The sequence below is a fragment of the Micrococcus sp. HOU01 genome (genome assembly GCF_035609305.1).
Lineage (GTDB): Bacteria > Actinomycetota > Actinomycetes > Actinomycetales > Micrococcaceae > Micrococcus > Micrococcus luteus.
Genome location: NZ_CP141211.1, coordinates 2242007 through 2268156, shown reverse-complemented (window position 1 = coordinate 2268156; position 26150 = coordinate 2242007). Strand labels below are relative to the sequence as shown.

24 protein-coding genes and 1 pseudogene are annotated in these 26150 nt (G+C 72.5%); 15 read left to right on the top strand and 10 right to left on the bottom strand.

Features of this window, described 5'->3' with window-relative positions:
- From SOY78_RS10440 to SOY78_RS10425, 4 genes are read right to left on the bottom strand one after another with little or no spacing between them, the layout of a single operon-like run.
- Nucleotides 1–327, bottom strand: a complete 327-nt coding sequence (locus tag SOY78_RS10440) for an NAD(P)-dependent oxidoreductase (protein WP_277933390.1) — start codon at nt 325–327, stop codon at nt 1–3.
- Nucleotides 276–995, bottom strand: a complete 720-nt coding sequence (locus SOY78_RS10435; protein ID WP_324701543.1) for an NAD(P)-dependent oxidoreductase — start codon at nt 993–995, stop codon at nt 276–278. Before SOY78_RS10435 ends, SOY78_RS10440 begins: the two co-directional genes overlap by 52 nt.
- Before the next feature lie 33 nt (nt 996–1028).
- Nucleotides 1029–1550, bottom strand: coding sequence for a gamma carbonic anhydrase family protein (locus SOY78_RS10430; RefSeq protein WP_324701542.1), 522 nt, complete (start codon nt 1548–1550; stop codon nt 1029–1031).
- 55 nt (nt 1551–1605) lie between these two features.
- Nucleotides 1606–2511 (bottom strand): formyltetrahydrofolate deformylase, encoded by a 906-nt coding sequence (locus SOY78_RS10425; RefSeq protein ID WP_134416288.1) that lies wholly within the window; start codon nt 2509–2511, stop codon nt 1606–1608.
- 177 nt (nt 2512–2688) lie between these two features.
- On the opposite strand from SOY78_RS10425, the gene SOY78_RS10420 reads away from it, so the two are divergent.
- Nucleotides 2689–4266, top strand: a complete 1578-nt coding sequence (locus SOY78_RS10420) for a hypothetical protein (RefSeq protein ID WP_324701541.1) — start codon at nt 2689–2691, stop codon at nt 4264–4266.
- A gap of 105 nt (nt 4267–4371) precedes the next feature.
- Here the strand turns inward: SOY78_RS10420 and SOY78_RS10415 are convergent, their stop codons facing one another.
- Nucleotides 4372–5886 carry a catalase gene (locus SOY78_RS10415; RefSeq protein ID WP_324701540.1) on the bottom strand — a complete coding sequence of 505 codons (1515 nt, stop codon included), beginning with the start codon at nt 5884–5886 and terminating at the stop codon, nt 4372–4374.
- Between the two features lie 227 nt (nt 5887–6113).
- Between SOY78_RS10415 and glyA the strand changes: the two genes are divergently transcribed.
- The 4 genes and pseudogenes from glyA to SOY78_RS10395 all read left to right on the top strand — a co-directional run bounded on the left by glyA (nt 6114) and on the right by SOY78_RS10395 (nt 11269).
- Nucleotides 6114–7406 carry a serine hydroxymethyltransferase gene (gene glyA / locus SOY78_RS10410; RefSeq protein ID WP_324701539.1) on the top strand — a complete coding sequence of 431 codons (1293 nt, stop codon included), beginning with the start codon at nt 6114–6116 and terminating at the stop codon, nt 7404–7406.
- A pseudogene (locus SOY78_RS10405) lies at nt 7403–8313 on the top strand (bifunctional methylenetetrahydrofolate dehydrogenase/methenyltetrahydrofolate cyclohydrolase). Before glyA ends, SOY78_RS10405 begins: the two are co-directional and overlap by 4 nt.
- A gap of 97 nt (nt 8314–8410) precedes the next feature.
- Nucleotides 8411–9397 (top strand): ABC transporter ATP-binding protein, encoded by a 987-nt coding sequence (locus SOY78_RS10400; protein ID WP_250161988.1) that lies wholly within the window; start codon nt 8411–8413, stop codon nt 9395–9397.
- A 3-nt stretch (nt 9398–9400) separates the two neighbouring features.
- The gene (locus SOY78_RS10395) at nt 9401–11269 is read left to right on the top strand and encodes an ABC transporter permease (protein WP_324701538.1); all 1869 of its coding nucleotides are present in this window, start codon (nt 9401–9403) and stop codon (nt 11267–11269) included.
- Nucleotides 11270–11285: 16 nt separating this feature from the next.
- Here SOY78_RS10395 and SOY78_RS10390 read toward each other — a convergent pair whose 3' ends face one another.
- On the bottom strand, nt 11286–12788 hold the full coding sequence (locus SOY78_RS10390) for an MFS transporter (protein ID WP_324701537.1): 1503 nt from the start codon (nt 12786–12788) through the stop codon (nt 11286–11288).
- A gap of 102 nt (nt 12789–12890) precedes the next feature.
- Here SOY78_RS10390 and SOY78_RS10385 point away from each other — a divergent pair, with 102 nt between their 5' ends.
- From SOY78_RS10385 to SOY78_RS10350, 8 genes are all read left to right on the top strand, one after another.
- On the top strand, nt 12891–13454 hold the full coding sequence (locus SOY78_RS10385; RefSeq protein ID WP_135019643.1) for a hypothetical protein: 564 nt from the start codon (nt 12891–12893) through the stop codon (nt 13452–13454).
- Entirely contained in the window at nt 13454–14380 is a 927-nt protein-coding gene (locus tag SOY78_RS10380; protein WP_135019644.1) for an exodeoxyribonuclease III, read from the top strand. Before SOY78_RS10385 ends, SOY78_RS10380 begins: the two co-directional genes overlap by 1 nt.
- A 26-nt stretch (nt 14381–14406) precedes the next feature.
- Entirely contained in the window at nt 14407–15489 is a 1083-nt protein-coding gene (gene trpS / locus SOY78_RS10375; RefSeq protein WP_324701936.1) for a tryptophan--tRNA ligase, read from the top strand.
- A gap of 189 nt (nt 15490–15678) precedes the next feature.
- Entirely contained in the window at nt 15679–16440 is a 762-nt protein-coding gene (locus SOY78_RS10370; protein WP_324701536.1) for an ABC transporter ATP-binding protein, read from the top strand.
- Nucleotides 16437–17720 carry an ABC transporter permease gene (locus SOY78_RS10365; RefSeq protein ID WP_324701535.1) on the top strand — a complete coding sequence of 428 codons (1284 nt, stop codon included), beginning with the start codon at nt 16437–16439 and terminating at the stop codon, nt 17718–17720. The genes SOY78_RS10370 and SOY78_RS10365 overlap by 4 nt, the downstream gene beginning before the upstream one ends.
- Nucleotides 17721–17778: 58 nt before the next feature.
- On the top strand, nt 17779–18381 hold the full coding sequence (locus SOY78_RS10360) for a hypothetical protein (protein WP_036381954.1): 603 nt from the start codon (nt 17779–17781) through the stop codon (nt 18379–18381).
- A 78-nt stretch (nt 18382–18459) separates the two neighbouring features.
- On the top strand, nt 18460–19074 hold the full coding sequence (locus tag SOY78_RS10355; protein ID WP_181743507.1) for a hypothetical protein: 615 nt from the start codon (nt 18460–18462) through the stop codon (nt 19072–19074).
- Nucleotides 19075–19082: 8 nt separating this feature from the next.
- Entirely contained in the window at nt 19083–19610 is a 528-nt protein-coding gene (locus SOY78_RS10350) for a hypothetical protein (RefSeq protein ID WP_036381951.1), read from the top strand.
- A gap of 183 nt (nt 19611–19793) precedes the next feature.
- Here SOY78_RS10350 and SOY78_RS10345 read toward each other — a convergent pair whose 3' ends face one another.
- The 4 genes from SOY78_RS10345 to sdhC form a co-directional block, all read right to left on the bottom strand.
- Nucleotides 19794–20585, bottom strand: coding sequence for a succinate dehydrogenase iron-sulfur subunit (locus SOY78_RS10345; RefSeq protein ID WP_036381948.1), 792 nt, complete (start codon nt 20583–20585; stop codon nt 19794–19796).
- Complete coding sequence (gene sdhA, locus SOY78_RS10340; protein WP_036381944.1) at nt 20585–22372, bottom strand: succinate dehydrogenase flavoprotein subunit; 1788 nt, start codon at nt 22370–22372, stop codon at nt 20585–20587. Before sdhA ends, SOY78_RS10345 begins: the two co-directional genes overlap by 1 nt.
- A 77-nt stretch (nt 22373–22449) precedes the next feature.
- Nucleotides 22450–22929: a succinate dehydrogenase hydrophobic membrane anchor subunit gene (locus SOY78_RS10335; RefSeq protein ID WP_036314556.1), complete on the bottom strand. Its 480-nt coding sequence runs from the start codon at nt 22927–22929 to the stop codon at nt 22450–22452.
- Between the two features lie 3 nt (nt 22930–22932).
- Nucleotides 22933–23337: a succinate dehydrogenase, cytochrome b556 subunit gene (sdhC, locus tag SOY78_RS10330; RefSeq protein ID WP_078025777.1), complete on the bottom strand. Its 405-nt coding sequence runs from the start codon at nt 23335–23337 to the stop codon at nt 22933–22935.
- 247 nt (nt 23338–23584) lie between these two features.
- On the opposite strand from sdhC, the gene SOY78_RS10325 reads away from it, so the two are divergent.
- Both SOY78_RS10325 and SOY78_RS10320 read left to right on the top strand, forming a co-directional pair.
- Nucleotides 23585–24736 carry a mannose-1-phosphate guanylyltransferase gene (locus SOY78_RS10325; RefSeq protein WP_002856569.1) on the top strand — a complete coding sequence of 384 codons (1152 nt, stop codon included), beginning with the start codon at nt 23585–23587 and terminating at the stop codon, nt 24734–24736.
- Nucleotides 24737–24797: 61 nt separating this feature from the next.
- Nucleotides 24798–26054: an amidohydrolase gene (locus tag SOY78_RS10320; RefSeq protein WP_036314553.1), complete on the top strand. Its 1257-nt coding sequence runs from the start codon at nt 24798–24800 to the stop codon at nt 26052–26054.
- Nucleotides 26055–26150: the final 96 nt, after the last annotated feature.

Here is a 26150-nt window from a genome sequence, read left to right as displayed (position 1 = left end):
TCAGTACCCGCCCTCGGCGTCCACCAGGCCCTCCAGCTCCGTCCCGGCCGCGCGGGCCCGCAGGTTCCGCTCGACCCGCGCGTGGAGCAGCGGGACGCACATCTCCGGGGTGTCCGCCGTATGCGGCGTGATGAGGGCCCGCTCCTCAGTCCAGAGCGGGTGGCCCTCCGGCAGCGGCTCGGGGTCGGTGACGTCCGTGCCGAAGCCGTGCAGCCGGCCCGCCGCGAGGGCCTGGACGACGGCGTCCGTGTCCACCAGCGCCCCGCGGGCGACGTTCACGAGCACGGCGTCCTCGTCCAGGAGGGCGAGGCGGTCGGCGTCGAACATGCCGCGGGTCTCCTCGGCGCCGCCGCGGCGATCATCACCACCTGTGCGCCGGGCAGGACCTCGTCGAGGCGGTCGGTCGTGACGGTGCGGTCCGCGCCGGGCACGTCGCCCGCGCGTCGGCGGACCGCGGTGACGCGCACGTCCCAGGTCTTGAGCAGGCGGATGTACTCCTGTGCGATCCCGCCGCCGCCCACGACCACGGCGGTCAGGCCGTTCAGGGTGCGGCCGGAGGAGGGGCCCCACGTGGTGGCGCGGACGCGCGCGGGCAGGTCCCGCAGCAGGGCCAGGGTGAGCAGCAGTGCGTGCTCGGCCACCGGCGGCGCGTACGTGCCCTTGGCGGACGTCCACACGATGTCCGGGCGGCTGCGCACGAGCGGGACGAACGGCTCGATCCCGGCGAACGGGAGCTGCACCCAGCTCACGTGGGGGTGGGCGGCCAGGGCCGCGGCGAGTGTGTCGACCGGGATCGGGCGGACCATCAGCAGGGCCGTGGCGGAGGCGTCGCCCTCGGCCACGGCGGCGCCGCCGACGTCGGCCACGGCCTGCTCGGCCAGCCGACGGGCGTGGGCGTAGGGGGTGTCGGCGACGTCCTGCGCCGCGGGGAGGATGAGCAGGCGTTCGGGGGCGTCGTCGGGTCGGGTGCGGGGGAGAGCGGAAGTGGTGGGCATGGTGCCCACCGTCCCACATCCTCCGGGCCCGGTTCAGCCGGCGACGGCGTCCCGGTGCGCGGCGGACAGCCGCAGGTAGGTGGCCGCGTTCTTCTTGAGGCCCTCCCGCTCCTCGTCCGTGAGGGGGCGGCGGACCTTCGCGGGGACGCCCGCCACGAGCGAACCGGCCGGGACCTGCGTCCCCTCGAGCACCAGGGCGCCGGCGGCCACGAGCGAACCGGCGCCGATGACCGCGCCGTTCATCACCGTGGCGGACATGCCTATCAGGCAGTCGTCCTCCACGGTGGCCCCGTGCACCACGGCGGAGTGGCCCACGGAGACACCGGCGCCCAGGGTGCACGGGAAGCCCTCGTCCGCGTGCAGCACCACGTTGTCCTGCAGGTTGGTGCCCGCCCCGACGCGGATGGGGGCGGAGTCACCGCGGGCGGAGACGCCGTAGAAGGCCGAGGAGCGCTCGGCCATCTCGACGTCGCCGGTGATCGCGGCGGTCGGGGCGAGGAAGACGAACTCGTGGATGCGCGGGGTGGCACCCGCGACGGTGATGATGTGGGCCATGCCACCAGCCTAGGCGGGCAGCACGACGGCGCCGCGTGGCGCCGTCGTCCCGGGCTCAGCTGAAGACGACGGTCCGCCGGCCGTCCGCGAGGACGCGGTGCTGGGCGTGCCAGCGCACGGCCTGCGCGAGCGTGGAGCCCTCGACGTCGCGGCCGCGGGCCACGAAGTCGGCGGCGGTCTGGGCGTGGGTCACCGGCTGCACGGACTGCGCGATGATCGGGCCCTCGTCCAGGTCGGCGGTCACGTAGTGGGCGGTGGCGCCGATGAGCTTCACGCCGCGTTCGTGCGCCTGGTGGTAGGGGCGGGCGCCCTTGAAGGAGGGCAGGAACGAGTGGTGGATGTTGATGGCCATCCCGGCCAGGTCCCGGCACAGCTCGTCCGAGAGGATCTGCATGTAGCGGGCCAGGACCACCAGCTCGATGTCGAACTGGGCGATCAGGTCGCGCAGCCGGTCCTCCGCGGCCTCCTTGGAGTCCCGGCTCGAGGGGTCCTTGGAGACGGGCACGTGGATGAAGGGCACGCCGTAGAAGGAGGCGAGCGGCTGCAGGTCCAGGTGGTTCGAGACCACCACGGGGATCTCGATGGGCAGGGTGCCGGCGCGCTGCTGGAAGAGCAGGTCGTTGAGGGTGTGCCCGTCCTTGGAGCACATCACGAGGGTGCGCATGCGGTGCGCCGCGTCCCACAGGCCCATGCGCATGCCGAACTCCTCGCGCACCGGCGCGAGCGCCTGGTCGATGTCCTCCCACGTGGCCGGGGTCACGAACTCCACGCGCATGAAGAAGTCGCCGGTGTCCGGGGAGTCGTACTGCTGCGACTCGGTGATGTCCGCCTCCACGCCCAGCAGGGCGCCCGTCACGGCGTGCACGATGCCCTTGCGGTTCGTGCAGGCCAGCGTGAGCACGTGGGCGTGCTCGGCGCCGGAGGCGGGGGAGGGGCTGGGGGAGAGGGCTGCCGTGTCCATGGCGTCGATGGTAGGCGGTGCCGACCGCGCGGAACCGCGGGATGACGGGGCTGATCCCTGGTCGGGGGGCCGGGCCCCGTGTCATCCTCAAGACCAGGTTCCCCGCCGCGTGGCGGCGGGGGAGGCACGACGCGGCGCCCGGCACGGCCGGTCGCCCCAGCAACCGAGGAGCACCCCATGCCACAGTCCACCCTCTACTGGATCATCGCGGCGATCATTGTCGTGCTGTTGATCCTGATCATCCTCTCGGTGGTCGCCTCGCGACGTCGTCGCGAGGCCGAGACCGAGGTGGCCGAGACCCTGCTCGAGCGCCGGGGCGTCAGCGCGGACACCGCGGGTGAGCAGGCGGCCGCCGCCGCGGCCGCCCCCGCGGCCCCGACCCGCCTCTCCCGCCTGGACGAGGTGGCGGCCGAGAAGGACGCTCGCCCCGCGGCCGCGGTGAAGCCCGCCGGGGGTCCGGCTGCGTCCGACACCGCCGCGGCGGACCGCGAGACCGACGAGTCCGTGGCCGGCGTGGCCGGCGGTGCCGGGGTGACCGTGGACCAGCACGACGCCCCGAGCGCCGACGCCGCCGCTCAGACCCACCGCCGCGACGCCGCGGCTCCGGCCACCCGGGGCACTCTGCGCCCCGCTCCGGCGGCGCCGAGCACGGCGCGCGAGGCGGACACCGTGGGCCTGGGCGCGGCCGGTGTGGCCGGCGGCTCCGGCGTCACCCTGGACGAGCAGACGCCCGCGGCGGACGTCCCGGCGACCCCGGCCTCCCCGTCTGCGGTGACCGAGACCCCCGCCCCGGCGGCACCGGCCGCCGAGGCTCCGCAGCACAGGAGCCACCTCACCCCGGCTCCCGAGCACGTGCACGGGACCGTCCCCGCCGACGAGGTCGCCGCCGAGCACACCCCCACCAAGGAGCTCGCCACGGAGGCGATCCCCGTCCCTCAGGGCGAGCACCTCGAGACGCACACGGTCGCCACCACCGCGCACGGCTCGGTCACCGTCGTGGCCACCGAGTCGGACCAGGCCCTGCAGAACGGCGCCGACGGGGCGGAGCGCTCGGCCGCCGGGTCCCTGCGCATCGACGGCACGCCCGGGGTGCCCGGTCGCGTGGCGGAGGCGGACCGCGGGCCGGCGCGCACCGATGACCACGGCGCGGACGTCGCGCAGCCGGCGGCGGTCGAGCCCGCGGCTGAGCGCCCGCCGCTCGAGGCCGCCCCGGCCACCCGCCGGGCCGAGGCCCCGGAGACCCACGCCGGCACCACGCCGGCCACGCCCCTGGGCGGCACCCCGGAGCTGGATCCGACCGCAGCCTCGTCCGGCCGCGCGGAGGACACCACCCCGGCGACCCGCCGCGAGGCCCGCGCCGCGCAGTCGGCGGCAGCCGCCGGGGCCGCCGGGACTGCTGGGACCGCCGGGACTGCCGGGACCGCCGCGCCGACGTCGTCGACGCCCACGACCGTGGCCCCGGACACCTCCACCTCCTCCGCCCCCACGGATGAGGAGCCCGCCGAGGACGACACCGAGGGCGCCGCCCTCCCGGATCTGCGGGCGGACCGCGACGAGACCCGAGCCTCGGACGCTGAGGGTGAGTCGAAGCTGGCCCAGGCCGGCGCCGTGGCGGCCTCCGCGTTCGAGACCGTGCGTGACAAGGTCGCCGTCCCGCTGCGGGACAACGTGGCCGTGCCCGCCAAGGACAAGGTCGTGAAGGTGGTCAAGGACAAGCTGTCCCAGGCGCAGGAGCGCCGCTGGGGCAAGCGCTGACCGGAACAACCGCCCCACGACGACGGCGGCCGCCCCCTCGTGTGAGGGAGCGGCCGCCGCGCGTTCAGCGGAGCCCGCGCGGGCGCCCGCCGGGGGAAGGAGCCGTCAGATGCGGGCCTCGCCGCCGGCCTCGACGCCCGGGATGCCGTCGCCCTCGTGGCGCTTGACCTCGTCCTCGATGCGCTGGCCGATCGTGGCGTCCACGTTCTTCCAGTACTCGAAGGCGCGGGCCTGGACGTCCTGGCGGACGCCCTTCAGCGCGCCGGCCACGGTCTCCACGAAGTCCTCGCGCTCCTGGGCCGAGAAGACCTCGCGGACGAGGGTGCCGGCCTGACCGAAGTCGTCGTCGTCCGCGCGCAGGGCCTGGGCCTCGCGGGTCAGGGTGCCGTCGGCCTCCCAGCCGTCGTCCACCGGGCCGGTCTCGTCCGACCAGGAGTCGCCGTTGGAGTTCGGCGCGTAGGTGGAGCGGTCGCCGGTGTGGTCGTACCACATCTGGCCCTCGAAGGCGTAGTTGTGCACCGCGTTCTTGGGGCGGTTCACCGGCAGCTGGTTCACGTGGGCGCCCACGCGGTACAGCTGGGCGTCGTGGTACGCGAAGGCGCGGCCCAGGAGCATGCGGTCCGGGGAGAGGCCGATGCCCGGCACGGTGTTGCTCGGGCTGAACGCGGCGGACTCGATCTGCGCGAAGTGGTTCTCCGGGTTGCGGTTCAGGGTCAGCGTGCCGACCTTGATGCGCGGGTAGTCCTTCTGGGAGATCGTCTTCGTCAGGTCGAAGGGGTTGAACCGGTAGGTCTTGCCCTCCTCGTAGGGGATCGCCTGGATGTAGAGGTCCCACTTGGGGTGGTCGCCCTTGGCGATGGACTCGAACAGGTCCTGGCGGTGGAAGTCGGCGTTCTCGCCGGCGATCTTGGTGGCCTCGTCGTTCGAGAGGTTGTGCACGCCCTGCTGGGAGATGAAGTGGTACTTCACCCAGTGCTTCTCGCCCTGGGCGTTGACCCACAGGTAGGTGTGGGAGCCGTAGCCGTTCATCTCACGCCAGGTGCGGGGCAGGCCGCGCGGGCCCATCAGGTAGGTCACCTGGTGCGCCGACTCGGGGTTGTTGGTCCAGAAGTCCCATTGCATGGTGGCATCGCGCAGGCCGGAGTCCGGCAGACGCTTCTGCGAGCGGATGAAGTGGGTGAACTTCATCGGGTCGCGCAGGAAGAAGATCGGGGTGTTGTTGCCGACGATGTCGTAGTTGCCCTCCTCGGTGTAGAAGCGCAGTGCGAAGCCGCGCACGTCGCGCCAGGTGTCCGGGGAGCCGAGCTCGCCGGCCACGGTGGAGAAGCGCAGGAGGGTCTCGGTCTTCGTGCCCGGCTGGAACACGAGGGCCTTGGTGTACTTCGACACGTCCTCGGTCACCTCGAACTCGCCGAAGGCGCCGGAGCCCTTGGCGTGCGGGCGGCGCTCCGGGATGTTCATGCGGTTGAAGTGCTGGTGGGTCTCCAGCAGGTGGGTGTCGTGCAGGACGATGGGCCCCTCGCTGCCCACGGTCAGGGACTGGCGGTCGCTGATGGCCGGGGCGCCGTTCTGGCGGGTGGAACCGGTCGCGTGCGGGGTCGTCTTCTGGTACTCCGTCATGGAACTCTCCTTCGTCGATCGACGTCGGCCGCGCACCGATCGGCGCGGTGGGCGGCGTCATCCCCGATCTTGGCATATTTCTGAATCAGTCAAAAGAACCGGGTGCCGGGGTCGGTCGCCGGGGCCGCGGGCCGCCGTCGCGCAGGCCCGACGACGGCGCCTGGTCACTAGGATGGAGGGCACCGGAGCCTTCCGGCCGCACAGACCCCCGTTCGAAGGGAACCCCCGTGACGCAGACGCCCGACATCAACACCCAGCCCCTCGCCGAGGTGGACCCGGAGATCGCCGCGGCGCTCGCGGACGAGCTCGGCCGCCAGCGGGGCACGCTCGAGATGATCGCCTCGGAGAACTTCGTGCCGCGCGCCATCCTCGAGACGCAGGGCTCGGTGCTGACCAACAAGTACGCGGAGGGCTACCCGGGCCGCCGCTACTACGGCGGCTGCGAGTTCGTGGACGTGGCCGAGAACCTGGCCATCCAGCGCGCCAAGGACCTGTTCGGCGCCGAGCACGCCAACGTCCAGCCGCACGCCGGCGCTCAGGCCAACGTGGCCGTGATGACCTCGCTGCTGGACCACGGGGACACGATGATGGGCCTGTCCCTGGCGCACGGCGGCCACCTGACGCACGGCATGAAGCTGAACTTCTCCGGCAAGAACTACAGCATCGCCGCGTACGAGGTGGAGCCGGACACCCACCGCATCGACATGGACAAGGTGCGCGAGAAGGCCCTCGAGGCCCGGCCGAAGGTGATCGTGGCCGGCTGGTCCGCCTATCCCCGTCAGCTCGACTTCGCCGCCTTCCGCTCGATCGCGGACGAGGTCGGCGCCCGGCTCTGGGTGGACATGGCCCACTTCGCCGGCCTCGTGGCCGCCGGCCTGCACCCGAACCCGGTGCCGCACGCCGACGTCGTCTCCTCCACCGTGCACAAGACCCTCGCCGGCCCCCGTTCGGGCTTCATCCTCTCCACCGAGGAGCTGAAGAAGAAGATCGACTCCGCCGTGTTCCCGGGCCAGCAGGGCGGCCCGCTGATGCACGCGATCGCGGGCAAGGCCGTGGCCTTCAAGATCGCCGGCTCCGCGGACTTCAAGGAGAAGCAGGAGCGCACCCTGGCCGGCGCGCAGATCCTGGCCGAGCGCCTGACCGCCCCGGACATGGCCGAGCACGGCATCTCGGTGCTCACCGGCGGCACGGACGTGCACCTCGTCCTGGTGGACCTGCGCGAGTCTCAGCTGGACGGCAGGCAGGGCGAGGACATCCTGCACGAGGTCGGCATCACCGTGAACCGCAACTCGGTGCCGTGGGACCCGCGTCCGCCGATGACCACCTCCGGCCTGCGCATCGGCACCCCCGCGCTGGCCTCCCGCGGCTTCGGCGAGGCCGAGTTCCGCGAGGTGTCCGACGTCATCGCCGAGGCCCTCAAGCCGAGCCCGGACGTGGAGGCGCTGCGCGCCCGCGTCGTGAAGCTCACCGAGGACTTCCCGCTGTACGACGGCCTCGAGGGCTGGTCGAGCCGGCGATGACCGCGAAGGTCCTGGACGGCAAGGCCACCGCCGCCGCGATCAAGAAGGAGCTGCGCGGCCGCGTGGCCGCCCTCGCCGAGCGCGGGCACACCCCCGGCCTCGGCACCCTGCTCGTCGGTGAGGACGCCGGCTCGCAGAAGTACGTGGCGGGCAAGCACCGCGACTGCGCCGAGGTGGGCATCGAGTCCATCCAGCGTGAGCTGCCCGCGGACGCGACGGAGGAGCAGATCCTCGACGTCGTGCGCGAGCTGAACGAGGACCCGGCCTGCACGGGCTACATCGTCCAGCTGCCGCTGCCCCGGCACGTGGACACCCAGAAGGTGCTCGAGGCCATCGACCCGGACAAGGACGCGGACGGCCTGCACCCCATGAACCTGGGGCGGCTCGTGGCCTCGGTCGGCGGCGAGCTGGACTCGCCGCTGCCGTGCACCCCGGCCGGCTGCGTCGAGCTGCTGCGCCACCACGGTGTGGAGCTGGCCGGCAAGCACGTGCTCGTGATCGGCCGCGGCGTGACCATCGGCCAGCCGCCGGCCTCGTGCTCACCCGCCGCGAGGTCAACGCCACCGTGACCCTGGCCCACACCGGCACCACGAACCTCGACGAGCTGCTGGCGAGCGCCGACGTCGTGATCGCCGCCGCCGGCTCCGCCCACATGGTGACGCCGGAACAGGTCAAGGAGGGCGTGATCGTCCTGGACGTGGGCGTCTCGCGCGTGACCGGGGAGGACGGGAAGTCCCGCGTCCTGGGTGACGTGGACCCGGCCGTGAAGGAGAAGGCGGCCTGGATGGCGCCGAACCCGGGCGGCGTCGGGCCGATGACCCGCGTCATGCTGCTGGCGAACGTCGTCGAGGCCGCCGAGCGCGCCGCCGACGGCGAGGACTGGGCGGGGGAGCGGGTCGGCGCCTGACCTCTCCCCGCCCCGCGACGAACCCTGCGAATCGCAGGGTTCGTCGCCGAGGGGGCGGCACGCGTCCGGGCGGGCGATGCGCCTATGCTGTCGGCTTGTGAGCCCCACCACTCTGCACGCGTCCCCCGGCGACGCCTCCGTCATCCGTGCCCGTGGGCTGCGCAAGCAGTACGGCGAGTTCCACGCCGTGAAGGGCATCGACCTGGACGTGCGCCCCGGCGAGTGCTTCGGCCTGCTCGGCCCCAACGGCGCGGGCAAGTCCACCACCATGCGCATGCTCGCGGGCACCTCGCAGCGCACCGCGGGCGAGCTGACCATCCTGGGCATCGACCCGGAGGAGGACGGACCGGCCGTCCGCGCGCGCCTGGGCGTGGTGCCCCAGCAGGACAACCTGGACGAGGAGCTCACCGCCCGGGAGAACATCCTGATCTACGGCCGCTACTTCGGCCTGCCCTACTCGTACCTGCGGCCCAAGGCCGAGGAGCTGCTGGTCTTCGCCCAGCTCACCGAGAAGGCGGACGCCAAGGTCACGGACCTCTCCGGCGGCATGAAGCGCCGGCTCGTGATCGCCCGCGCCCTGGTCAACGAGCCGGCCCTCTTCCTCCTCGACGAGCCCACCACGGGCCTGGACCCGCAGGCCCGCCACATCCTGTGGGACCGCCTCTACCGGCTCAAGGAACGCGGCACCACGCTGCTGCTGACCACGCACCACATGGACGAGGCGGAGCAGCTGTGCGACCGGCTCGTCGTGGTCGACGGCGGCGAGATCATGGCCGCCGGCACCCCCGCCGAGCTCATCCGCGAGCACGCCTCCCGCGAGGTCCTCGAGGCGCGCTTCGGCGCGGACCGCAACGAGGCCGCAGCCCGCACCGTCCAGGCCCACGCGGGTGACGGCGTCGTGCACCGCGTCGAGGTCCTCCCGGACCGCGTCCTCGTCTACGCCCGACGCGCGGACGACCTGCACGACGTCGTGCAGCGCCTCGTCGACGAGGGCGCCCTGCCCGCCCCCGTCACCACGCTGACCCGCCGCGCGAGCCTCGAGGACGTGTTCCTCATCCTCACCGGCCGCACCCTGGTGGACTGACCCGTGCCGTCCCCCATCACGACGACGGCCCCCGGCCCCGCCTCGCCCGCCGAGCCGCTGCGCCCGCCGGTCACCGCGGCGGCGTCCGCGGAGCGCGTGAGGCGCCGCGGCGTCCTGCTCTACGCCGAACACCAGCTGCGGAACATGCGCCGCTACGGCGCGGTGCTGCTCGTCGGGGCGCTCGGCGAGCCCGTGCTCTACCTGCTGGCCATGGGCCTGGGCCTGGCCCAGCTCATGGGCGGCGGGATGCCGCAGGACGCCCTGGGCGGGGTCTCCTACGTCGCGTTCATCGCCCCGGCGCTGCTGGCCTCGGGCGCGCTGATGACCGCGTCCGTCGAGTTCTCCTACCCGGTGATGGGCGGGTTCCAATGGCAGCGCACGTACTACGCGGCGCAGGCCACTCCGCTGTCTCCGGCGCAGATCGCCCTGGGCCACCTCGCGGCCGTGAGCCTGCGGTTCGTGTTCCAGGCCGCCGTGTTCCTGCTGGTGATGCTGGCGTTCGGCGTGGTCTCGAGCCCGTGGGCGTGGGTGCAGGTCCTCACCGCCACGCTCGGCGGGCTCGCCGTCGGCGCGCCGATCATGGCGTTCGCCGCCTCCCTGAAGGAGGACAAGGGCCAGTTCGCCACCCTGCAGCGGCTCGTGGTCATGCCCCTGTTCCTGTTCTCCGCCACCTTCTACCCGCTGGACGTACTGCCCGTGTGGCTGCGCTGGATCGGCTGGCTCTCCCCGCAGTGGCATGCCGCCCAGCTCGGCCGCGTGCTCTCCTACGGGATGGCCGAGCCGGTCTGGCTCACCGTGGCGCATGTGGCGTTCCTGCTGGCCCTCGCGCTCGGCGGGGCCTGGCTCGCGGTGCGGATCTACACGCGCCGCCTCGGCTGGGTCCGAGGCACCCCGGACCGCGACGCCGTCACGGCCGCCCGCCGGGACCGTGCCCCGCGCCTGGGCCGCCGTGCCGCGCGCACCGGGGCCGCCCGCGCCGACGTCGCACCCGCCGCCGCGCAGGCGGGCCCGGCCGCGCCGTCGTCGTCGGTGGTGCGGGAACACGCCGTCGCCGTGCCGCCCATGCCCGAGATCCCCGTGCGCCGCGGCCCGCTGGCCGGCGCGTACTCGGGCAACGTGCGCGCGGTGATGGAGCGGGCGTTCCTGTCCCTGAAGTCCAACAACTGGGTGGTGTTCTTCTCCGGCTTCTTCGAGCCCGTGCTCTACCTGGCCTCCATGGGACTGGGGCTCGGCGCGCTGGTCGGCGACGTGGCCGGCCCGGACGGCGCCCCCGTCCCGTACGGCATGTACCTCGCCCCCGCACTGCTGGCGGTCTCGGCGATGAACGGCGCCATCTACAACTCCACGTGGAACGTGTTCTTCAAGCTGCGCTACGCGAAGACGTACCAGACCATGCTCTCCACGCGGCTGGGCCCGCTGGACGTGGCGCTCGGGGAGATCGCGATGGCGCTGCTGCGCGGGCTGATCTACGCGGTCGGCTTCCTGATCGTCATGACCGTGGCCGGGCTCGTCACCTCGTGGACGGCGCTGCTCATGATCCCCGGCGCCCTGCTCGTGGCGCTGGGCTTCGCCTCCCTCGGCATGGCGGTGACGAGCTGGATGAAGACGTTCCAGCACATGGACTGGGTCCAGATCGTGCTGATGCCCATGTTCCTGTTCTCGGCCACGTTCTTCCCGCTCGCGGTCTACCCGGAGCCGATCCAGTGGGTGATCCGCGTGTTCCCGCTGTGGCACGCCGTGGAGATGATGCGCGCCCTCGCGGTGGGCGTGCTGAGCTGGGCGACCGCCGGCCACGTCCTCTACTTCGTGGTGATGGCCGGCGTCGGGGTGTGGCTCGCCGCCCGCCGGCTCGGCGCGCTGTTCCTGCGCTGAGGCCCCCGCGGGCCGGTCAGGCCGCGCGCGCGGCGCGGCGCCGCCGGACCACGTCCAGGGCCGCGACCGCGGCGGTGAGCGCCCAGCACACGGCCACCATGCCCATGGCGGTCGAGGCCGCGTGCGCGTACGCCGCGGCCGACGGCGGACCGGCGCTCTCGGCTGCGGCGCCGGCCAGGGCCGCGAAGAACGCGCCCGTCACCACGGACAGGCCCAGGGCGGTGCCGAGACGCTGCGCCGTCTGGGCGACGCCGCCGGCCGCCCCCGCCTCGTGGCCGGCGACGTCGTCCATCATCAGCACCTGCGTGCTGGTGAGCAGCAGGGCCTGCGAGGCCGACTGCACGATCAGCCCCACCCCCACGATCCACGGCGACCACGCGCCGGCCGCGCTGCGCTCGAACGCGAGCGCGAGCACCCCCAGCGACACGAGGCCCACGAGGGCGCCGAGCAGCACGAGCACGGGCCCGCGCCGCTGCACCATCGAACCCACCCACGGGGACAGGGAGGCCACGACGACGGCGCCGGGCAGACCCACGAGGCCGGCCTCGAGCGGCGTGAACCCCATGCCGCGCTGCAGGAAGATCGCCACGATCGCGAACACCGCCGGCATGGTGGCCAGGTAGATGGTGGACTCGAGCGCGCCGATCGTGAAGGACGGCCGCCGGAACAGGGCCGGGTCCACCATGGGCTGCACGCCGGTGGCCGACGCCCGGGCCTTCACGCGCTTCTCCCACAGCCACCACGCCGTCACGAGCGCGGCGGCGAGGACCAGCAGCCAGGCGGTGCCCGGGACGATGAACGGCACCATGAGGCTCACCCCGCCGGCGCCGAGCAGCAGGGCGCCCACCGGGTCGAGCGCGGCGATCCCGCGTGGTCCGGGGGCGGGGGGCAGGCCGTGCACGCGGGTGGGCGGCGGCAGCCAGAGGGCGCCCATCGCGACGGCGGCCAGGCCCACGGGCACGTTCATGAGGAACGTGGAGCGCCAGCCCCACTCGGGGCCGAACGCGCCGAGGAACAGCCCGCCGAGCAGGGGCCCCACGGCCACGCCGAGGCCCACCACGGTGCCGAAGAGCCCGTAGGCCCGCCCGCGGGCGCGGCCGTGGAAGTTCGACTGGATGAACCCGATGACCTGGGGGTTGAACACGCCCGCGCCCAGGCCCGTGAGCAGGCGCCCGGCATTGAGCAGCAGGGTGTCCCCGGCCAGGCCGGAGAGCAGGGAGCCGAGCATGTACAGCGTGATGCCCGCCAGGAACAGGTTCTTGCGCCCCCACAGGTCGCCGGCGCGGCCCGCGGCCACGAGCACGGTGCCGAACGTCAGCATGTACCCCGCCAGCACCCACTGCAGATCCGCGCTCGTGGCGTCCAGGCCCGACTCGATGGCCGGCAGCGCCACGTTCACCACGGACACGCTCATCAGCGCGAGGAAGAGCGGCATGAGCAGTGCGGTGAGGATGCGGCGCTGGTCAGGGGTGAAGGCCCCGGACGCGGGGTCGGCGGGGTGCGGGGTGCGGGGGGTCATCGCCACAGGATAGGTGCCGACGCGGGCCGCCCGATTCGGAGCGCACCCCACGATGCGGGATGATGGAGGGCAGACCCCACGAGCCCCTCCGGAGGAGCACCCATGTCCCAGTCCCTGACCCCCGGTCCCGACGGCGCGCGCCGCGGCCCCCGCGCCGGCCTGCGCGTGGGATCGCTCGGCTTCGTCGCGATGATCGTCATCCTGATCGTGGCGATCATCTTCGCCGCGAACCAGAACGACGTGATCGGGTGGCTCGTGGTCGCCGTCGCCGCCGGCTGGCTCGTGTTCGCGGTGGTCGTGTACCTGCAGATGCGCCGCGGCGTCCAGGCCGCAGGCCGCAAGGTGGACACCGCCATGCAGAACGCCCGCGCCGACCTCGCCGCCCTGCGCGGCCGGGACACCGACGCCGCCGCCCCCGCGGTGGTCCCGCAGGCCCCGGCCGCGGACCCCCTGCGGGACACCAAGCTGGACCACTCGTTCAAGATCGCCCAGGTGCAGGTGCGCGTGGTGCGCGAGCAGCTCGCCGCGGGCGAGGGCATGGATCGCGAGATGGTGGACCGCGCCCTGGAGACCATCGACATCACGGCCTCCAACGCCCGCGACATGATCAAGGAGTCCAGGGCCGGTGGCGCCGAGGGCCCGGTGAGCGGGACGGTGATCGGCTGATGACGGCGCTGCCCGAGAAGGACCCCGTCACCGGGAAGTACCCCGAGCCCGCCGAGGGCGAGCCCGTGGTGCACGCCAACGCCGGGGCGCCCAAGGCCGACGGCGCCGTGCGCGTGGCCACCGTGAACGTCAACGGCATCCGCGCCTCGCACCGCAAGGGGATGCGGGAGTGGTTCGCCGGCCGCGGCGTGGACGTGCTCACCCTCCAGGAGGTGCGCGCCCCCGCGGACGTCACGGCGCAGCTGGTCCGCGAGATCGTGGGCGAGGACTGGGACGAGGTGCACCTGGCGGACGCCGTGGCCGCCGCCAAGGGGCGGGCCGGCGTCGCGATCGCCTCGCGGTTCCCGCTCGGTGAGGTCCGCACGGGCATCGCCGACGCCGACGGGTACTTCGACGACGCCGGCCGCTGGATCGAGGCCGTCCTGCGCCTGCCGGACGGCTCGCCGCTGACCGTGGTCTCCGCCTACGTGCACTCGGGCGAGGTCGACACCCCGAAGCAGGTGGACAAGTACCGGTTCCTCGACGAGATGGTCCGCCGCCTCTCCGAGCTGGCCGCGGGGGAGGGGCACGCCCTCGTCACGGGCGACCTCAACGTGGGCCACACCGAGCTGGACATCAAGAACTGGAAGGGCAACGTGAAGAAGGCCGGCTTCCTGCCCGAGGAGCGCGCCTACTTCGACCGGTTCTTCGGCGAGCTCGGCTTCACGGACGTGCACCGCGCCCTCGCCGGGCCGGTGCCGGGCCCGTACACGTGGTGGTCCATGCGCGGCAAGGCCTTCGACAACGACGCCGGGTGGCGCATCGACTACCACATGGCGACCGCGGGCCTGGCCGAGCGGGCGACGACCGCCGTCGTGGACCGCGCCCCCAGCTGGGGCACCCGCTTCTCCGACCACGCCCCGCTCGTGGTCGACTACCAGTTCTGACCGTGCAGGAGAGACCCGAGGCTGAGATGACCATGAAGAAGAACTCCGTGCAGGACGTCCTGGCCCAGGACGCCGCCGCCACCGCCCACCTGGCCGGCGCGTCCGCCCGGCACCGCGTGCTCTCCGGCATGCAGCCCTCGGCGGACTCCCTCCACCTGGGCAACTACCTCGGCGCCCTCGTGAACTGGGAGCGCACCCAGGCCGACTTCGAGGCGTTCTTCTTCATCCCCGACCTGCACGCCATCACCGTGCCGCAGGACCCGGCCGCGCTCGCGGAGCGCACGCGGGTGGCCGCCGCGCAGTTCATCGCCGGCGGCATCGACCCCGAGCGCTCCACGCTGTTCGTCCAGTCCCAGGTCCCCGAGCACGCGCAGCTGGCCTGGGTGCTGACCTGCATGACGGGCATGGGCGAGGCCATGCGCATGACCCAGTTCAAGGACAAGTCCGCCAAGCAGGGCGCGGACGCGGCCGGCGTCGGCCTGCTCGCGTACCCCATGCTCATGGCCGCGGACATCCTGCTCTACCAGCCGCACGGCGTGCCCGTGGGCGATGACCAGCGCCAGCACGTGGAGCTCACCCGCGACCTCGCCCAGCGCTTCAACCACCGCTACGGCGAGACGTTCGTGGTGCCCACCGGCTTCTACCCGGAGACCGGCGCGCGCATCTACGACCTGCAGGACCCCACGTCGAAGATGTCCAAGTCCGCGGCGTCCCCGAACGGGCTCATCAACATCCTCGAGGAGCCGAAGAAGACCGCGAAGAAGATCAAGTCCGCGGTCACCGACGACGGCACCGAGGTGCGCTTCGACCGCGAGGCCAAGCCCGGCGTCTCCAACCTGCTGACCATCCTCTCCGCGGTGTCCGGCACGCCGATCCCGCAGCTCGAGGAGGAGTTCGTCGGCAAGATGTACGGGCACCTCAAGGTCGCGGTGGCGGACGCCGTCGTCGAGCGCCTGGCCCCCGTGCGCGAGCGCGCCCTCGCGCTGCTGGACAACCCCGCCGAGCTCGACCGCATCCTCGCCGCCGGCGCCGAGAAGGCCCGCGCCGTGGCCACGCCCGTGCTCGAGGACGTCTACGCCAAGGTCGGCTTCCTGCCGCCGCTGCGCTGAGCCGGGCCGCACCGGCCCCGCGGCCTGCCGACGACGGCCCGCGCCCCCGACCTGCGGGGGACGCGGGCCGTCGTGTTTCTCCGACTCGAGGTGGAGGCGGTGGCACGTGCGCGGCTGACAGGATGGAGGCACCGCCCCCGCTCCTGCCGCCGTGGGGGCGAGCCCCACCGACAGAGGAGTGCCGGAGCCATGTCCACCACAGTCGCGACCCCCGGGGTCGCCGAGGTCCCGCCCGGGGCCGAACCCGTCCTGGAGACGGAGAACCTCGTCAAGGTCTACGGCCGCGGGGCGTCCCGCTTCGACGCGCTGAAGGGCATCACCCTGCAGATCCAGCGCGGCGAGTCCCTGGCCGTCGTCGGCAAGTCCGGCTCCGGCAAGTCCACCCTGATGCACCTGCTGGCGCTGCTGGACCAGCCCTCCGCCGGCGTCGTCGCGATGGACGGCCGACCCGTCTCCCAGCTCAAGGCCGCGGAGATCTCGCAGCTGCGCAACGAGCGGTTCGGCTTCGTGTTCCAGCAGTTCTTCCTGAACCCGAACCAGACGGTCCTGGAAAACACCGTGCTGCCGCTGAAGATCGCCGGCGTGGGCCGGGCCGAGCGCGCCCGCCGCGGCATGGCGGTGCTCGAGCGGCTCGAGCTCGCGGACAAGGCGAAGAACAAGGCCACGGACCTCTCCGGCGGCCAGAAGCAGCGCGTGTGCATCGCCCGCGCGCTCGTGAACAACCCGACGGTGCTGTTCGCGGACGAGCCCACGGGCAACCTGGACTCCGCCACCTCGGCGGCCGTGGAGGACATCCTCTTCGGCCTGCACCGCGACGAGGGCATCACCCTCGTGGTGGTCACGCACGACGACAACCTGGCCGCGAAGTGCGACCGTCGCGTCGAGCTGCAGGACGGCGTGGTCATCGCCGACGAGCGCGTCGGCACCGAGCGGGACGGAGCACGGGCATGAAGGTCACCGACGTCGCGGGCACGGCGCTCGCCAACACGATGCGCTCCAAGCTGCGCACCTTCCTCACCGTCGTCGCGATCGTGATCGGCGCATTCACGCTGACCCTCACCACGGGGCTCGGCGCGGGCATCAACAAGTACGTGGACAACGTGGTCGAGGGCTTCGGCAAGCCCGGCGAGCTGACCGTGATGAAGCAGCAGGACATGTCCTCGGCCGGCGCGGCGAGCGGTTCGCCCCAAGAGTACACGGAGCAGGACGCCGCCGGCGGCGAGATGTTCGGCATGCCGCTGCTCACCCAGGAGGACCTCGCCGCGATCGAGGACACCGAGCACGTCACCGAGGTGAAGACCTATCGGGTGGCCGAGCCGGAGTACATCCAGGGCCCGGACGACCGCAAGTGGCAGACCGGCTTCATGGGCAGCTCCGGTGAGATCGACATGCTCACCTTCTCCGCCGGCCGTGCCCCCGAGGCCGGCGCCGCGGAGATCGTCATGCCCGAGTCGTGGGTGGACGATCTGGGCGCCAGCGACGCCGAGGACCTGATCGGCACGGAGCTGACCGTCGTGGCGGCGACCCCGCTGCAGGAGCACAAGTCCGTGAAGGCCACCGTGGTCGGTGTGACGAAGGCGGCCGCGTCCGGTGCGGGCACCGCCCCGACGCCGTCGGAGTCGCTCGAGCAGGCGATCTACGACATCACGACGGAGGGCCTGCCGGAGTCCCAGCGGGACACCTACTTCCAGGCCACGGCGATCGTGGAGGACCCGGAGGCGAACGAGGACGCCGTGAAGCAGGCGCTGGCCGACCAGGGCCTGCTGGCGCAGACCCTCGAGGAGCAGCTCGGCGTGATCCGCGGCATCATCGACGCCGTCACGTGGGTGCTGACCGGCTTCGCGCTCATCGCGCTGCTCGCCGCCAGCTTCGGCATCATCAACACCCTGCTCATGGCGGTGCAGGAGCGCACCCGGGAGATCGGCCTCATGAAGGCTCTCGGCATGACCGGCGGGAAGATCTTCGGCCTGTTCACCATGGAGGCCGTCGTGATCGGCCTGCTCGGCTCGCTGATCGGCATCGGCCTGGGCGTCGCCGTCGGACTCATCGCGAACCAGGTGCTGACCACCGGCCCCCTCAGCGGCGTCACCGGCCTGGTCCTGTTCGCGGTCAACCCCCTCGCCCTGCTGCTGATCCTGCTGCTGATCGTGGCCATCGCGTTCATCGCCGGCACCTTGCCCGCCCTGCGTGCGGCCCGCAAGGATCCCATCGAGGCACTGCGGCACGAGTGATCCTGCCGCCGCGCCCGTCATCACCACCACCCGCACCCCCGACACCGAGGAGCTCACCATGACCACCGATCGACCGCACCAGGACCCGAACCCGGGCCAGCCCGCCGCGGGCTCCCGCTACGGCACGCAGCCCTACGCGGCCCCGGGCTACGGCGCCCAGCCGGGCAGCCCGTACGGCATCGTCCCGGAGCCGGCCGCGTTCCCCGCGCTCCTGACGCTGACACTCACGTCGCTCGCGCTGTACGTGCTGTCCTCCCTGCCGGCCCTGTTCGGCGGCGAGGAGAGCATCGAACGCATGCGGGACTCCCTTCGCCAGAGCGGCCTCACCCCCGAGCAGGTGGAGGAGATCGCGCCTGTCGTGGGCGCCTCCGTGACGGTGGGCACGATCATCGTCCTGCTCATCGGCGTGGCCCTGTACGCCCTGGTGTACTTCAACCTCCGCGGGGCCAAGAACTGGGCCCGCATCCTCGGCATCGTCGTCGCGATCCTGGGCACCCTCAGCGCCGTCGGCGGCATCTTCTCCTTCGTGACCTACCCCGGCATCGGCGGCGTGCTGGCCTCCGTGCTCAGCCTGGCGCTGGTGATCGTGAACATCCTGTGGCTGGTCAAGGCCTTCAACCCGCAGGTCGCGGCCTACACCCGTCAGGGCCGCCGCGCCTGACCCCGACGCCGTTCGCCGGCGGCGAGTCCTGGGTCGCCAGCCCTCGCCCCGGCGTCGGCCAGCGGAGACCATGGCGACATGGCCTCCGATCATCGACCCCCGCATCCCGTGTCCCCCGACTCCGACGACCTGGACGGCGGCGGGCGGCCCGTGGTGGGTCCGGACGAAGCGCGGCGGCGCATCGCCGGGCACTCCGGCCCGGACGCCCGCCCGCTCATCCGCCCCGATGCCCGCACCCCCGGCGTGTTCCGGGCGCTGCTCGGGCTCACGGTCGCGTCCGCGGTCCTCTACGCCGCGTCGATCCTGCGGAACCTCCTCCCGGGCGCGGCCCAGGACATCGCGGACTCGCTGCCCGAGGGCGGCGCGCAGTCGCCCGCGATGACTGCCGAGGCCATCGAGGGCGCCCTCACCGGCAGTGTCTGGTTCGCGACCCTGCTGGGTCTGGCGGTCTACGCGATCGTCCTCGTCGGCCTGACCCGGCACAGCAACACGGCGCGCATCATGGGTGCCCTGTTCGCCTCGATCGCCATCTTCGTGACGCTGCTGGGGGCCATCCGCCTGTTCGTCTTCCCCGCCGGGGACGTGGTGCTGCCCCTGGTCCTGGGCGGGCTGTTCGCGCTCGTGAACGCGGCCTGGCTCGTGTGCGCCTTCAACCCGGGCCTCGCGACGACCTTCCTGCGCCGCCGGGCATGATGGGGGGCATGCACCCCCTCCACGACGATCCCCACGAGACCACGGAGCGCGACCCCGGTCCCGATCGCGCGGCCCTGCGTCCCCTGCGCCTGTTCCAGACCGTCACGGCGGTCACGGGGGCACTGAGCGCGGCCGGCGTGGGGGGCGTGCTCGCGCTGCAGTTGTCGCCCACCTATGCCCGCGCCGTGCTGGAGGCGCGCTCCTGGGGCGCGAGCGAGGTCACCGACGCCGACGTCGCCGCGTTCCTCACCCCGGCGGGGGCGGGGCCGGTGGCCGCCGCGGCGGTGGTCGTCCTGACCCTGGTGCTCCTGGCCGGCATCACCCGCCGGATTCGGGCCGTGCGCCCCGTGGGGAGCGTGTTCGTGGTGCTGGGGATGCTCACGGCGGCCTTCTGGATGGTCGACGGCGGGCGGATGGTGCAGGCCGGGGGAGGGGGTCCGGTCGTGCTGGGCGCCGTCGTCGGGATGCTCGTGTCCAGCGCGGTGTGGCTGCGTGTGGCACACCGGCGGGAGACGCGCGACGCCTTCGACGTCTGAGCTCGCCCCGCCTCCGACTCCGCCTCCGGTCCCGCCCGTCCCCACGCCGAGGCCCGCAGACACGCCGCTACGCCGGTCCGGTGACGGCGCGTCTGCGGGCCTCGGCGGGAGGGGGCTCCGCCCACGACGACGGCGGCCCGCCTCCTCGTGCGAGGAGACGGGCCGCCGTCGTGGTGCGGGGGATCAGAACTGGCGGGCCAGGATGGCCTGCTTCACCTCGGCGATCGCCTTGGTCACCTGGATGCCGCGGGGGCACGCGTCGGTGCAGTTGAAGGTCGTGCGGCAGCGCCACACGCCCTCCTTGTCGTTCAGGATCTCCAGGCGCATGTCGCCGGCCTCGTCACGCGAGTCGAAGATGAACCGGTGCGCGTTGACGATGGCGGCCGGGCCGAAGTACTGGCCGTCCGTCCAGAACACCGGGCAGGACGAGGTGCACGCGGCGCACAGGATGCACTTCGTGGTGTCGTCGTAGATCGCCCGGTCGGCCTGGGACTGGTAGCGCTCCTTGGTGGGCGCGTGGCCCTCGGCGACCAGGAACGGCATGATCTCGCGGTAGGACTGGAAGAACGGGTCCATGTCCACGATCAGGTCCTTCTCCACCGGCAGGCCCTTGATGGGCTCCACCAGGATGGGCTTGGACAGGTCGAGGTCCTTCAGGAGCGTCTTGCAGGCCAGTCGGTTGCGGCCGTTGATGCGCATGGCGTCGGAGCCGCACACGCCGTGGGCGCAGGAGCGGCGGAACGACAGGGTGCCGTCGTGGTCCCACTTGACCTTGTGCAGGGCGTCCAGCACGCGGTCGGTGCCGTACATGGTCAGGCGCCACTCGTCCCAGTAGGACTCCTCGGAGGACTCCGGGAGGTAGCGGCGGACCTTGAGCACGATGTCGAAGCTCTCGACCTCGCCTGCGCCGCCGCCGGCGGACTGGGTCTGCGCCTGGGCCACGGGGGCCTCGGTCTCGGTTGCTGAGTGGCTCATCAGTACTTACGCTCCATCGGCTGGTAACGGGTCACGACGACGGGCTTGGTCTCGAAGCGGATGCCCTTGACGCCCTCCATCTCCGCCGTCTCGTCACGGTAGATCATGGTGTGCGCCATGAAGTTCTCGTCGTCGCGATCGGGGTAGTCCTCGCGGTAGTGGCCGCCGCGGGACTCCTTGCGGCCCAGGGCCGCGAGGGTCATCGCCTCGGCGATGTCCAGGAGATAGCCCAGCTCCATGCCCTCGAGCAGGTCGAGGTTGAAGCGGTGGCCCTTGTCCTGGACGGACACGTTCTCGTAGCGCCCGCGCAGCTCCTCGATCTTGGCCAGTGCGCGGCGGATCGAGTCCTCGTCGCGGAAGACCTGCATGTCCGCGTCCATGGACTCCTGGAGCTCGGCGCGGATGTCCGCGACGCGCTCGGAGCCGGTGGCGGAGCGCAGGTTCTCGATGTGCTCCACGGTCGGCAGCTCGCCGCCCTCGGGCAGCTCCACCCAGTCCGCCTGCACGGCGTACTCGGCGGCGTAGATGCCGGCGCGGCGGCCGAACACGTTGATGTCCAGCAGCGAGTTGGTGCCCAGGCGGTTGGACCCGTGCACGGATACGCAGGCCACCTCGCCGGCGGCGTACAGGCCCGGCACGACGGTGTCGTTGTCCTGGAGGACCTCGGCCTTGATGTTCGTGGGGATGCCGCCCATGAAGTAGTGGCAGGTGGGGAACACCGGCACCGGCTCCGTGTAGGGCTCGACGCCCAGGTACGTGCGGGCGAACTCGGTGATGTCCGGGAGCTTCTCGTCGATGTGCGAGGGCTCCAGGTGCGTCAGGTCGAGCAGCACGTAGTCCTTGTTGGGACCGGCGCCGCGGCCCTGACGGACCTCCTCGGCCATGGACCGGGCCACGATGTCGCGCGGGGCGAGGTCCTTGATGGTGGGGGCGTAGCGCTCCATGAAGCGCTCGCCGTCCGCGTTGCGGAGGATGCCGCCCTCGCCGCGTGCGGCCTCGGAGAGCAGGATGCCCAGGCCGGCCAGGCCGGTCGGGTGGAACTGCACGAACTCCATGTCCTCCAGCGGCAGGCCCGCGCGGTAGGCGATGGCCATGCCGTCGCCGGTGAGGGTGTGGGCGTTCGAGGTGGTCTTGTACACCTTGCCGGCGCCGCCGGTGGCGAAGACGACCGACTTGGCCTGGAAGACGTGGATCTCGCCGGTGGCCAGCTCGTAGGAGACGACGCCGGCGGTGCGCTTCTGCTTGTAGGCGGTGCCGTCCTCGCGCACGGCGTCCTCCTCCACCAGCAGCAGGTCGAGCACGTAGAACTCGTTGTAGAACTCCACGTTGTGCTTGACGCAGTTCTGGTACAGCGTCTGGAGGATCATGTGGCCGGTGCGGTCCGCGGCGTAGCAGGCGCGGCGCACGGGCGCCTTGCCGTGGTCACGGGTGTGGCCGCCGAAGCGTCGCTGGTCGATCTTGCCCTCGGGGGTGCGGTTGAAGGGCAGGCCCATCTTCTCGAGGTCGAGCACCGCGTCGATGGCCTCCTTGGCCATGACCTCCGCGGCGTCCTGGTCCACCAGGTAGTCGCCGCCCTTGACGGTGTCGAACGTGTGCCACTCCCAGTTGTCCTCCTCGACGTTGGCGAGGGCCGCGCACATGCCGCCCTGGGCCGCGCCGGTGTGGGAACGCGTGGGGTAGATCTTGGTGAGGACGGCGGTGTGCGCGCGCTGACCGGCCTCGATGGCCGCGCGCATGCCCGCGCCGCCGGCGCCGACGATCACCACGTCGTACTTGTGCACCTGCATTCAGGTCTCTCTTTCTGGGTGTCTGTGACGCGGCGGCCGCTCGGGCCGGCCGCACCGCAGGGTGAACGTTGCCGGGGTCAGCCGCAGAAGGCCGGGGAGCCCTCGAGCAGGGCGCCGGAGGCGTCCACCATGCAGGGATCGAAGGTGAAGATCACCAGGGTGCCGAGGATGATGATCACGGCCGTGGCGATGTACAGGATCATCGTCAGCCAGAAGCGGGCGCTGCCGCGGCGGGTGTAGTCGTTGATGATCGTGCGCACGCCGTTGGCGCCGTGCAGCATGGCCAGCCACAGGAGGGCCAGGTCCCAGAACTGCCACAGCGGGTGCGCCCACTTGCCGGCCACGAAGCCGAAGTCGATGGCGTGGATGCCGTCGCCCACCAGCAGGTTGGTGGTCAGGTGCACGGCGATCAGCACGACGAGGAAGACACCAGAGATGCGCATGAACAGCCAGGCGAGCATCTCGAAGTTGCCGCGGCCGCCGCCGTCGCGCGTGTACTTGGGGTCCAGACGGCGGCTGCGGGGCGCCGCGATGGTGGTCTCAGCGGTGGTGCTCATGGCTCAGTGACCTCCGAGTGCGAGGCTGAAATGACGGATGGCGAAGCCCAGGGTCAGGACGACCCACAGCCCCAGCACGATCCACAGCAGGGTCTTGTGGTGCTGGGTGCCGCCCTTCCAGAAGTCGACCAGGATGATGCGCAGGCCGTTCAGGGCGTGGAAGATGATCGCCGCGACGAGGCCGGCCTCGCCGAGCGCGAAGTACCACGTCTTGTACGAGCCGATCACGGCGTTGTAGGCCTCGGGGGAGACCCGGACCAGGGCCGTGTCCAGCACGTGGACGAGCAGGTAGAAGAAGATGACGACGCCGGTGACGCGGTGGCCCACCCAGGACCACATGCCGCCGTGGCCCCGGTACAGGGTTCCGCGGCCGTTCTTGGCCGGGGCCTGCGCAGTGGCGCTAGACACGGTTGATACCTCCAGGGGGAATGCACGATCCCGGTCCTCCGCCGTGGGACGACGACGGGCAGGGGCGTGTGCGAGTGGATTCCTCCGCCTAGGGTAGACCCTTCCCGCGCCTCCGTGCCCGATCGGGGACCCGGGCGACCACTGTGACGCGTGCGGCGCCCCGCCGCCGTCCTGTTCGGTCTGGGCTGTGCCCCGCCTGGGACGCGTCGAGTGGTCCCCCGTCCGGACGGTTCCGTAGTCTGGGCCGGTGAGCACCGATCCGAACCTGACCGATGCCCCGCGCGAGGCCGCGCCGGGCACGGCCCTGTCCCGCTTCCACGCCGTGATCCCCGCCGGGGGCGTGGGCACCCGCCTGTGGCCCCTCTCGCGGGCCGCCGCGCCGAAGTTCCTCCACGACCTCACCGGCTCGGGCCAGACCCTGATCCGTGCCACGTGGGACCGTCTGGCGCCCCTGGCCGCGGGCATGCTCGTGGTGACCGGGGAGGCCCACCGGGAGGCGGTGTGCACGCAGCTGCCGGCCCTGGCGGAGACGGATCTGGTGCTCGAGCCCTCGCCGAAGGACTCCGCGGCCGCCATCGGCCTGGCCGCGGCGATCCTCTCCCTGCGTGACCCGGACACGATCATGGGCTCGTTCGCGGCGGATCAGGTGATCTCCCCGGTGGAGGTCTTCCAGGACGCGGTGCGGCAGGCCGTCGAGACGGCGGCCACCGGCCGGATCGTGACCATCGGCATCGAGCCCACGCACGCGGCCACGGGCTTCGGCTACATCCGCCGGGGCCGCCGCCTCCGCGTGGCCGGCGCTCCGGACGCGCATGACGTCGCCGCGTTCGTGGAGAAGCCGGACCTGAAGGTCGCCCAGCAGTACGTGAAGTCCGGCCGCTACCTCTGGAACGCGGGCATGTTCGTGGCGCCCGTGGGCCTCATGCTGGCCCACCTCGAAGAGAACGAGCCCGCGCTGCACGCCGGCCTGATGGAGATCGCCCGCGCGTGGGAGACGCCGGAGCGGGACGAGGTCATGGCCCGGGTGTGGCCCGAGCTGACGAAGACCGCCATCGACTACGCCGTGGCCGAGCCCGCCGCCGCCGTCGGCGACGTGGCCGTGATCCCCGGCTCCTTCACGTGGGACGACGTGGGGGACTTCGCGGCGATCGCCCGCCTGAACCCGGTCAAGGACGCCTCCGGCATCACGGTGATCGGCGACACCCCGCGGGTGTACTCGGACGACGCGTCCGGCGTCGTGGTGACGGACACGAAGCGCGTCATCGCGCTGATCGGCATCGAGGACGTCGTCGTGGTGGACACCGAGGACGCGCTGCTGGTCACCACCACGGAGCACGCGCAGGAGGTCAAGAAGGCCGTCGAGGCGCTCAAGGCCGAGGGCGTGGACGAGGTCCTCTGACCGCGTCCCCGGCCGGGTCCGGTCCGCACCGACCGGCACCCCCGGAGTAGGGTGCTGGGCCATGACCACCTCCGACTCCGTGCTGACCGGGCCCCGTCCGACCTCCGTCCCCTCGGTGGGCCCCGTGGTGGCCGAGCTCGAGGACGAGATCGTGTCCTTCCGCCGGGACCTGCACCGGCATCCCGAGCTCTCCTATGAGGAGTACCGCACCACCGACCGCATCGTGGAGCTGCTCTCCGGCTATGGGCTCTCGCCCGTGCGGATGGAGTCCACGGGCGCCTATGTGGACGTCGGGGAGGGGCCGGTGGTGCTGGCCCTGCGCGCGGACATCGACGCGCTGCCGGTCGAGGAGGAGACCGGCCTGCCCTACGTGTCCGTCAATGACGGCGTCGCGCACGCGTGCGGCCACGACATGCACACCGCCGTCATGGCGGGTGTGGCCGTCGCCCTCGGCCGCATCCTCCGCGGGGCCACCGCCGACCCCGACCTGCGCGCGGTCGGCGAGCGGGTCCACGGCACGGTCCGCGTCATCTTCCAGCCCGCGGAGGAGCGGCTGCCCGGCGGCTCCCTGGCCGTGCTGCGGCAGGGGATCCTCGACGACGTGCCCCGCATCCTGGCGGCGCACTGCGACCCCCAGGTCGACGTCGGCTCGATCGGCACCCGCATCGGCGCCATCACCTCGGCGGCGGACACGATCCGGATCACCCTCACCGGACGCGGGGGGCACACCTCGCGGCCCCACCTCACCGAGGACATGGTCTTCGCCCTGTCCCAGATCGCCGTGAACGTGCCCGCCGTGCTCTCCCGGCGGATCGACGTGCGCTCGGCCGTCTCCGTGGTGTGGGGGCAGATCGCCGCCGGCAGCGCGCCCAACGCGATCGACAACACCGGCTACCTGGCCGGGACCATGCGCTGCCTCGACGCGGACGTGTGGGAGGAGGCCGGTGCGCTGCTCGACGAGGTGGTCCGGCAGGTGGCCGCGCCGTACGGCGTGCACGTGCAGCTCGAGCACGTGCGCGGCGTCCCGCCGGTGCACAACACCGAGGGCGAGACGGCGCTGATCGAGACCGCGGCGCGGCGGGAGCTCGGCTCGCGGGCGATCGTCCTGACCCCGCAGTCGATGGGCGGCGAGGACTTCGCCTGGATGACCCAGAAGGTGCCCGGCTCCATGCTGCGCCTCGGCACCCGGTCCCCGGGTGGCCCCATCTACGATCTGCACCGCGGGGACTACGCGCCGGACGAGCGGGCCATCGGCGTGGGCATGCGGGTCTTCACCGCCGCCGCGCTGCAGGTGCTCACGGGCGAGGACCACCACTGACCCCGCCGCCCGCACCCGCCGGAGGGGACGGGCCCACCGTTCGGTAGACTCGCGCTCATCCGGACGGGGCCGCCCGCACGGGCCCCGTCTTTCCGC

Bases quoted from the DNA above. Each gene is read 5' to 3' on its own strand.
- SOY78_RS10440 (WP_277933390.1), bottom strand. From the start codon at position 327: ATGTTCGACGCCGACCGCCTCGCCCTCCTGGACGAGGACGCCGTGCTC.
- SOY78_RS10435 (WP_324701543.1), bottom strand. From the start codon at position 995: ATGCCCACCACTTCCGCTCTCCCCCGCACCCGACCCGACGACGCCCCC.
- SOY78_RS10430 (WP_324701542.1), bottom strand. From the start codon at position 1,550: ATGGCCCACATCATCACCGTCGCGGGTGCCACCCCGCGCATCCACGAG.
- SOY78_RS10425 (WP_134416288.1), bottom strand. From the start codon at position 2,511: ATGGACACGGCAGCCCTCTCCCCCAGCCCCTCCCCCGCCTCCGGCGCC.
- SOY78_RS10420 (WP_324701541.1), top strand. From the start codon at position 2,689: ATGCCACAGTCCACCCTCTACTGGATCATCGCGGCGATCATTGTCGTG.
- SOY78_RS10415 (WP_324701540.1), bottom strand. From the start codon at position 5,886: ATGACGGAGTACCAGAAGACGACCCCGCACGCGACCGGTTCCACCCGC.
- SOY78_RS10390 (WP_324701537.1), bottom strand. From the start codon at position 12,788: ATGACCCCCCGCACCCCGCACCCCGCCGACCCCGCGTCCGGGGCCTTC.
- SOY78_RS10385 (WP_135019643.1), top strand. From the start codon at position 12,891: ATGTCCCAGTCCCTGACCCCCGGTCCCGACGGCGCGCGCCGCGGCCCC.
- SOY78_RS10380 (WP_135019644.1), top strand. From the start codon at position 13,454: ATGACGGCGCTGCCCGAGAAGGACCCCGTCACCGGGAAGTACCCCGAG.
- trpS (WP_324701936.1), top strand. From the start codon at position 14,407: ATGACCATGAAGAAGAACTCCGTGCAGGACGTCCTGGCCCAGGACGCC.
- SOY78_RS10370 (WP_324701536.1), top strand. From the start codon at position 15,679: ATGTCCACCACAGTCGCGACCCCCGGGGTCGCCGAGGTCCCGCCCGGG.
- SOY78_RS10365 (WP_324701535.1), top strand. From the start codon at position 16,437: ATGAAGGTCACCGACGTCGCGGGCACGGCGCTCGCCAACACGATGCGC.
- SOY78_RS10360 (WP_036381954.1), top strand. From the start codon at position 17,779: ATGACCACCGATCGACCGCACCAGGACCCGAACCCGGGCCAGCCCGCC.
- SOY78_RS10355 (WP_181743507.1), top strand. From the start codon at position 18,460: ATGGCCTCCGATCATCGACCCCCGCATCCCGTGTCCCCCGACTCCGAC.
- SOY78_RS10350 (WP_036381951.1), top strand. From the start codon at position 19,083: ATGCACCCCCTCCACGACGATCCCCACGAGACCACGGAGCGCGACCCC.
- SOY78_RS10345 (WP_036381948.1), bottom strand. From the start codon at position 20,585: ATGAGCCACTCAGCAACCGAGACCGAGGCCCCCGTGGCCCAGGCGCAG.
- sdhA (WP_036381944.1), bottom strand. From the start codon at position 22,372: ATGCAGGTGCACAAGTACGACGTGGTGATCGTCGGCGCCGGCGGCGCG.
- SOY78_RS10335 (WP_036314556.1), bottom strand. From the start codon at position 22,929: ATGAGCACCACCGCTGAGACCACCATCGCGGCGCCCCGCAGCCGCCGT.
- SOY78_RS10320 (WP_036314553.1), top strand. From the start codon at position 24,798: ATGACCACCTCCGACTCCGTGCTGACCGGGCCCCGTCCGACCTCCGTC.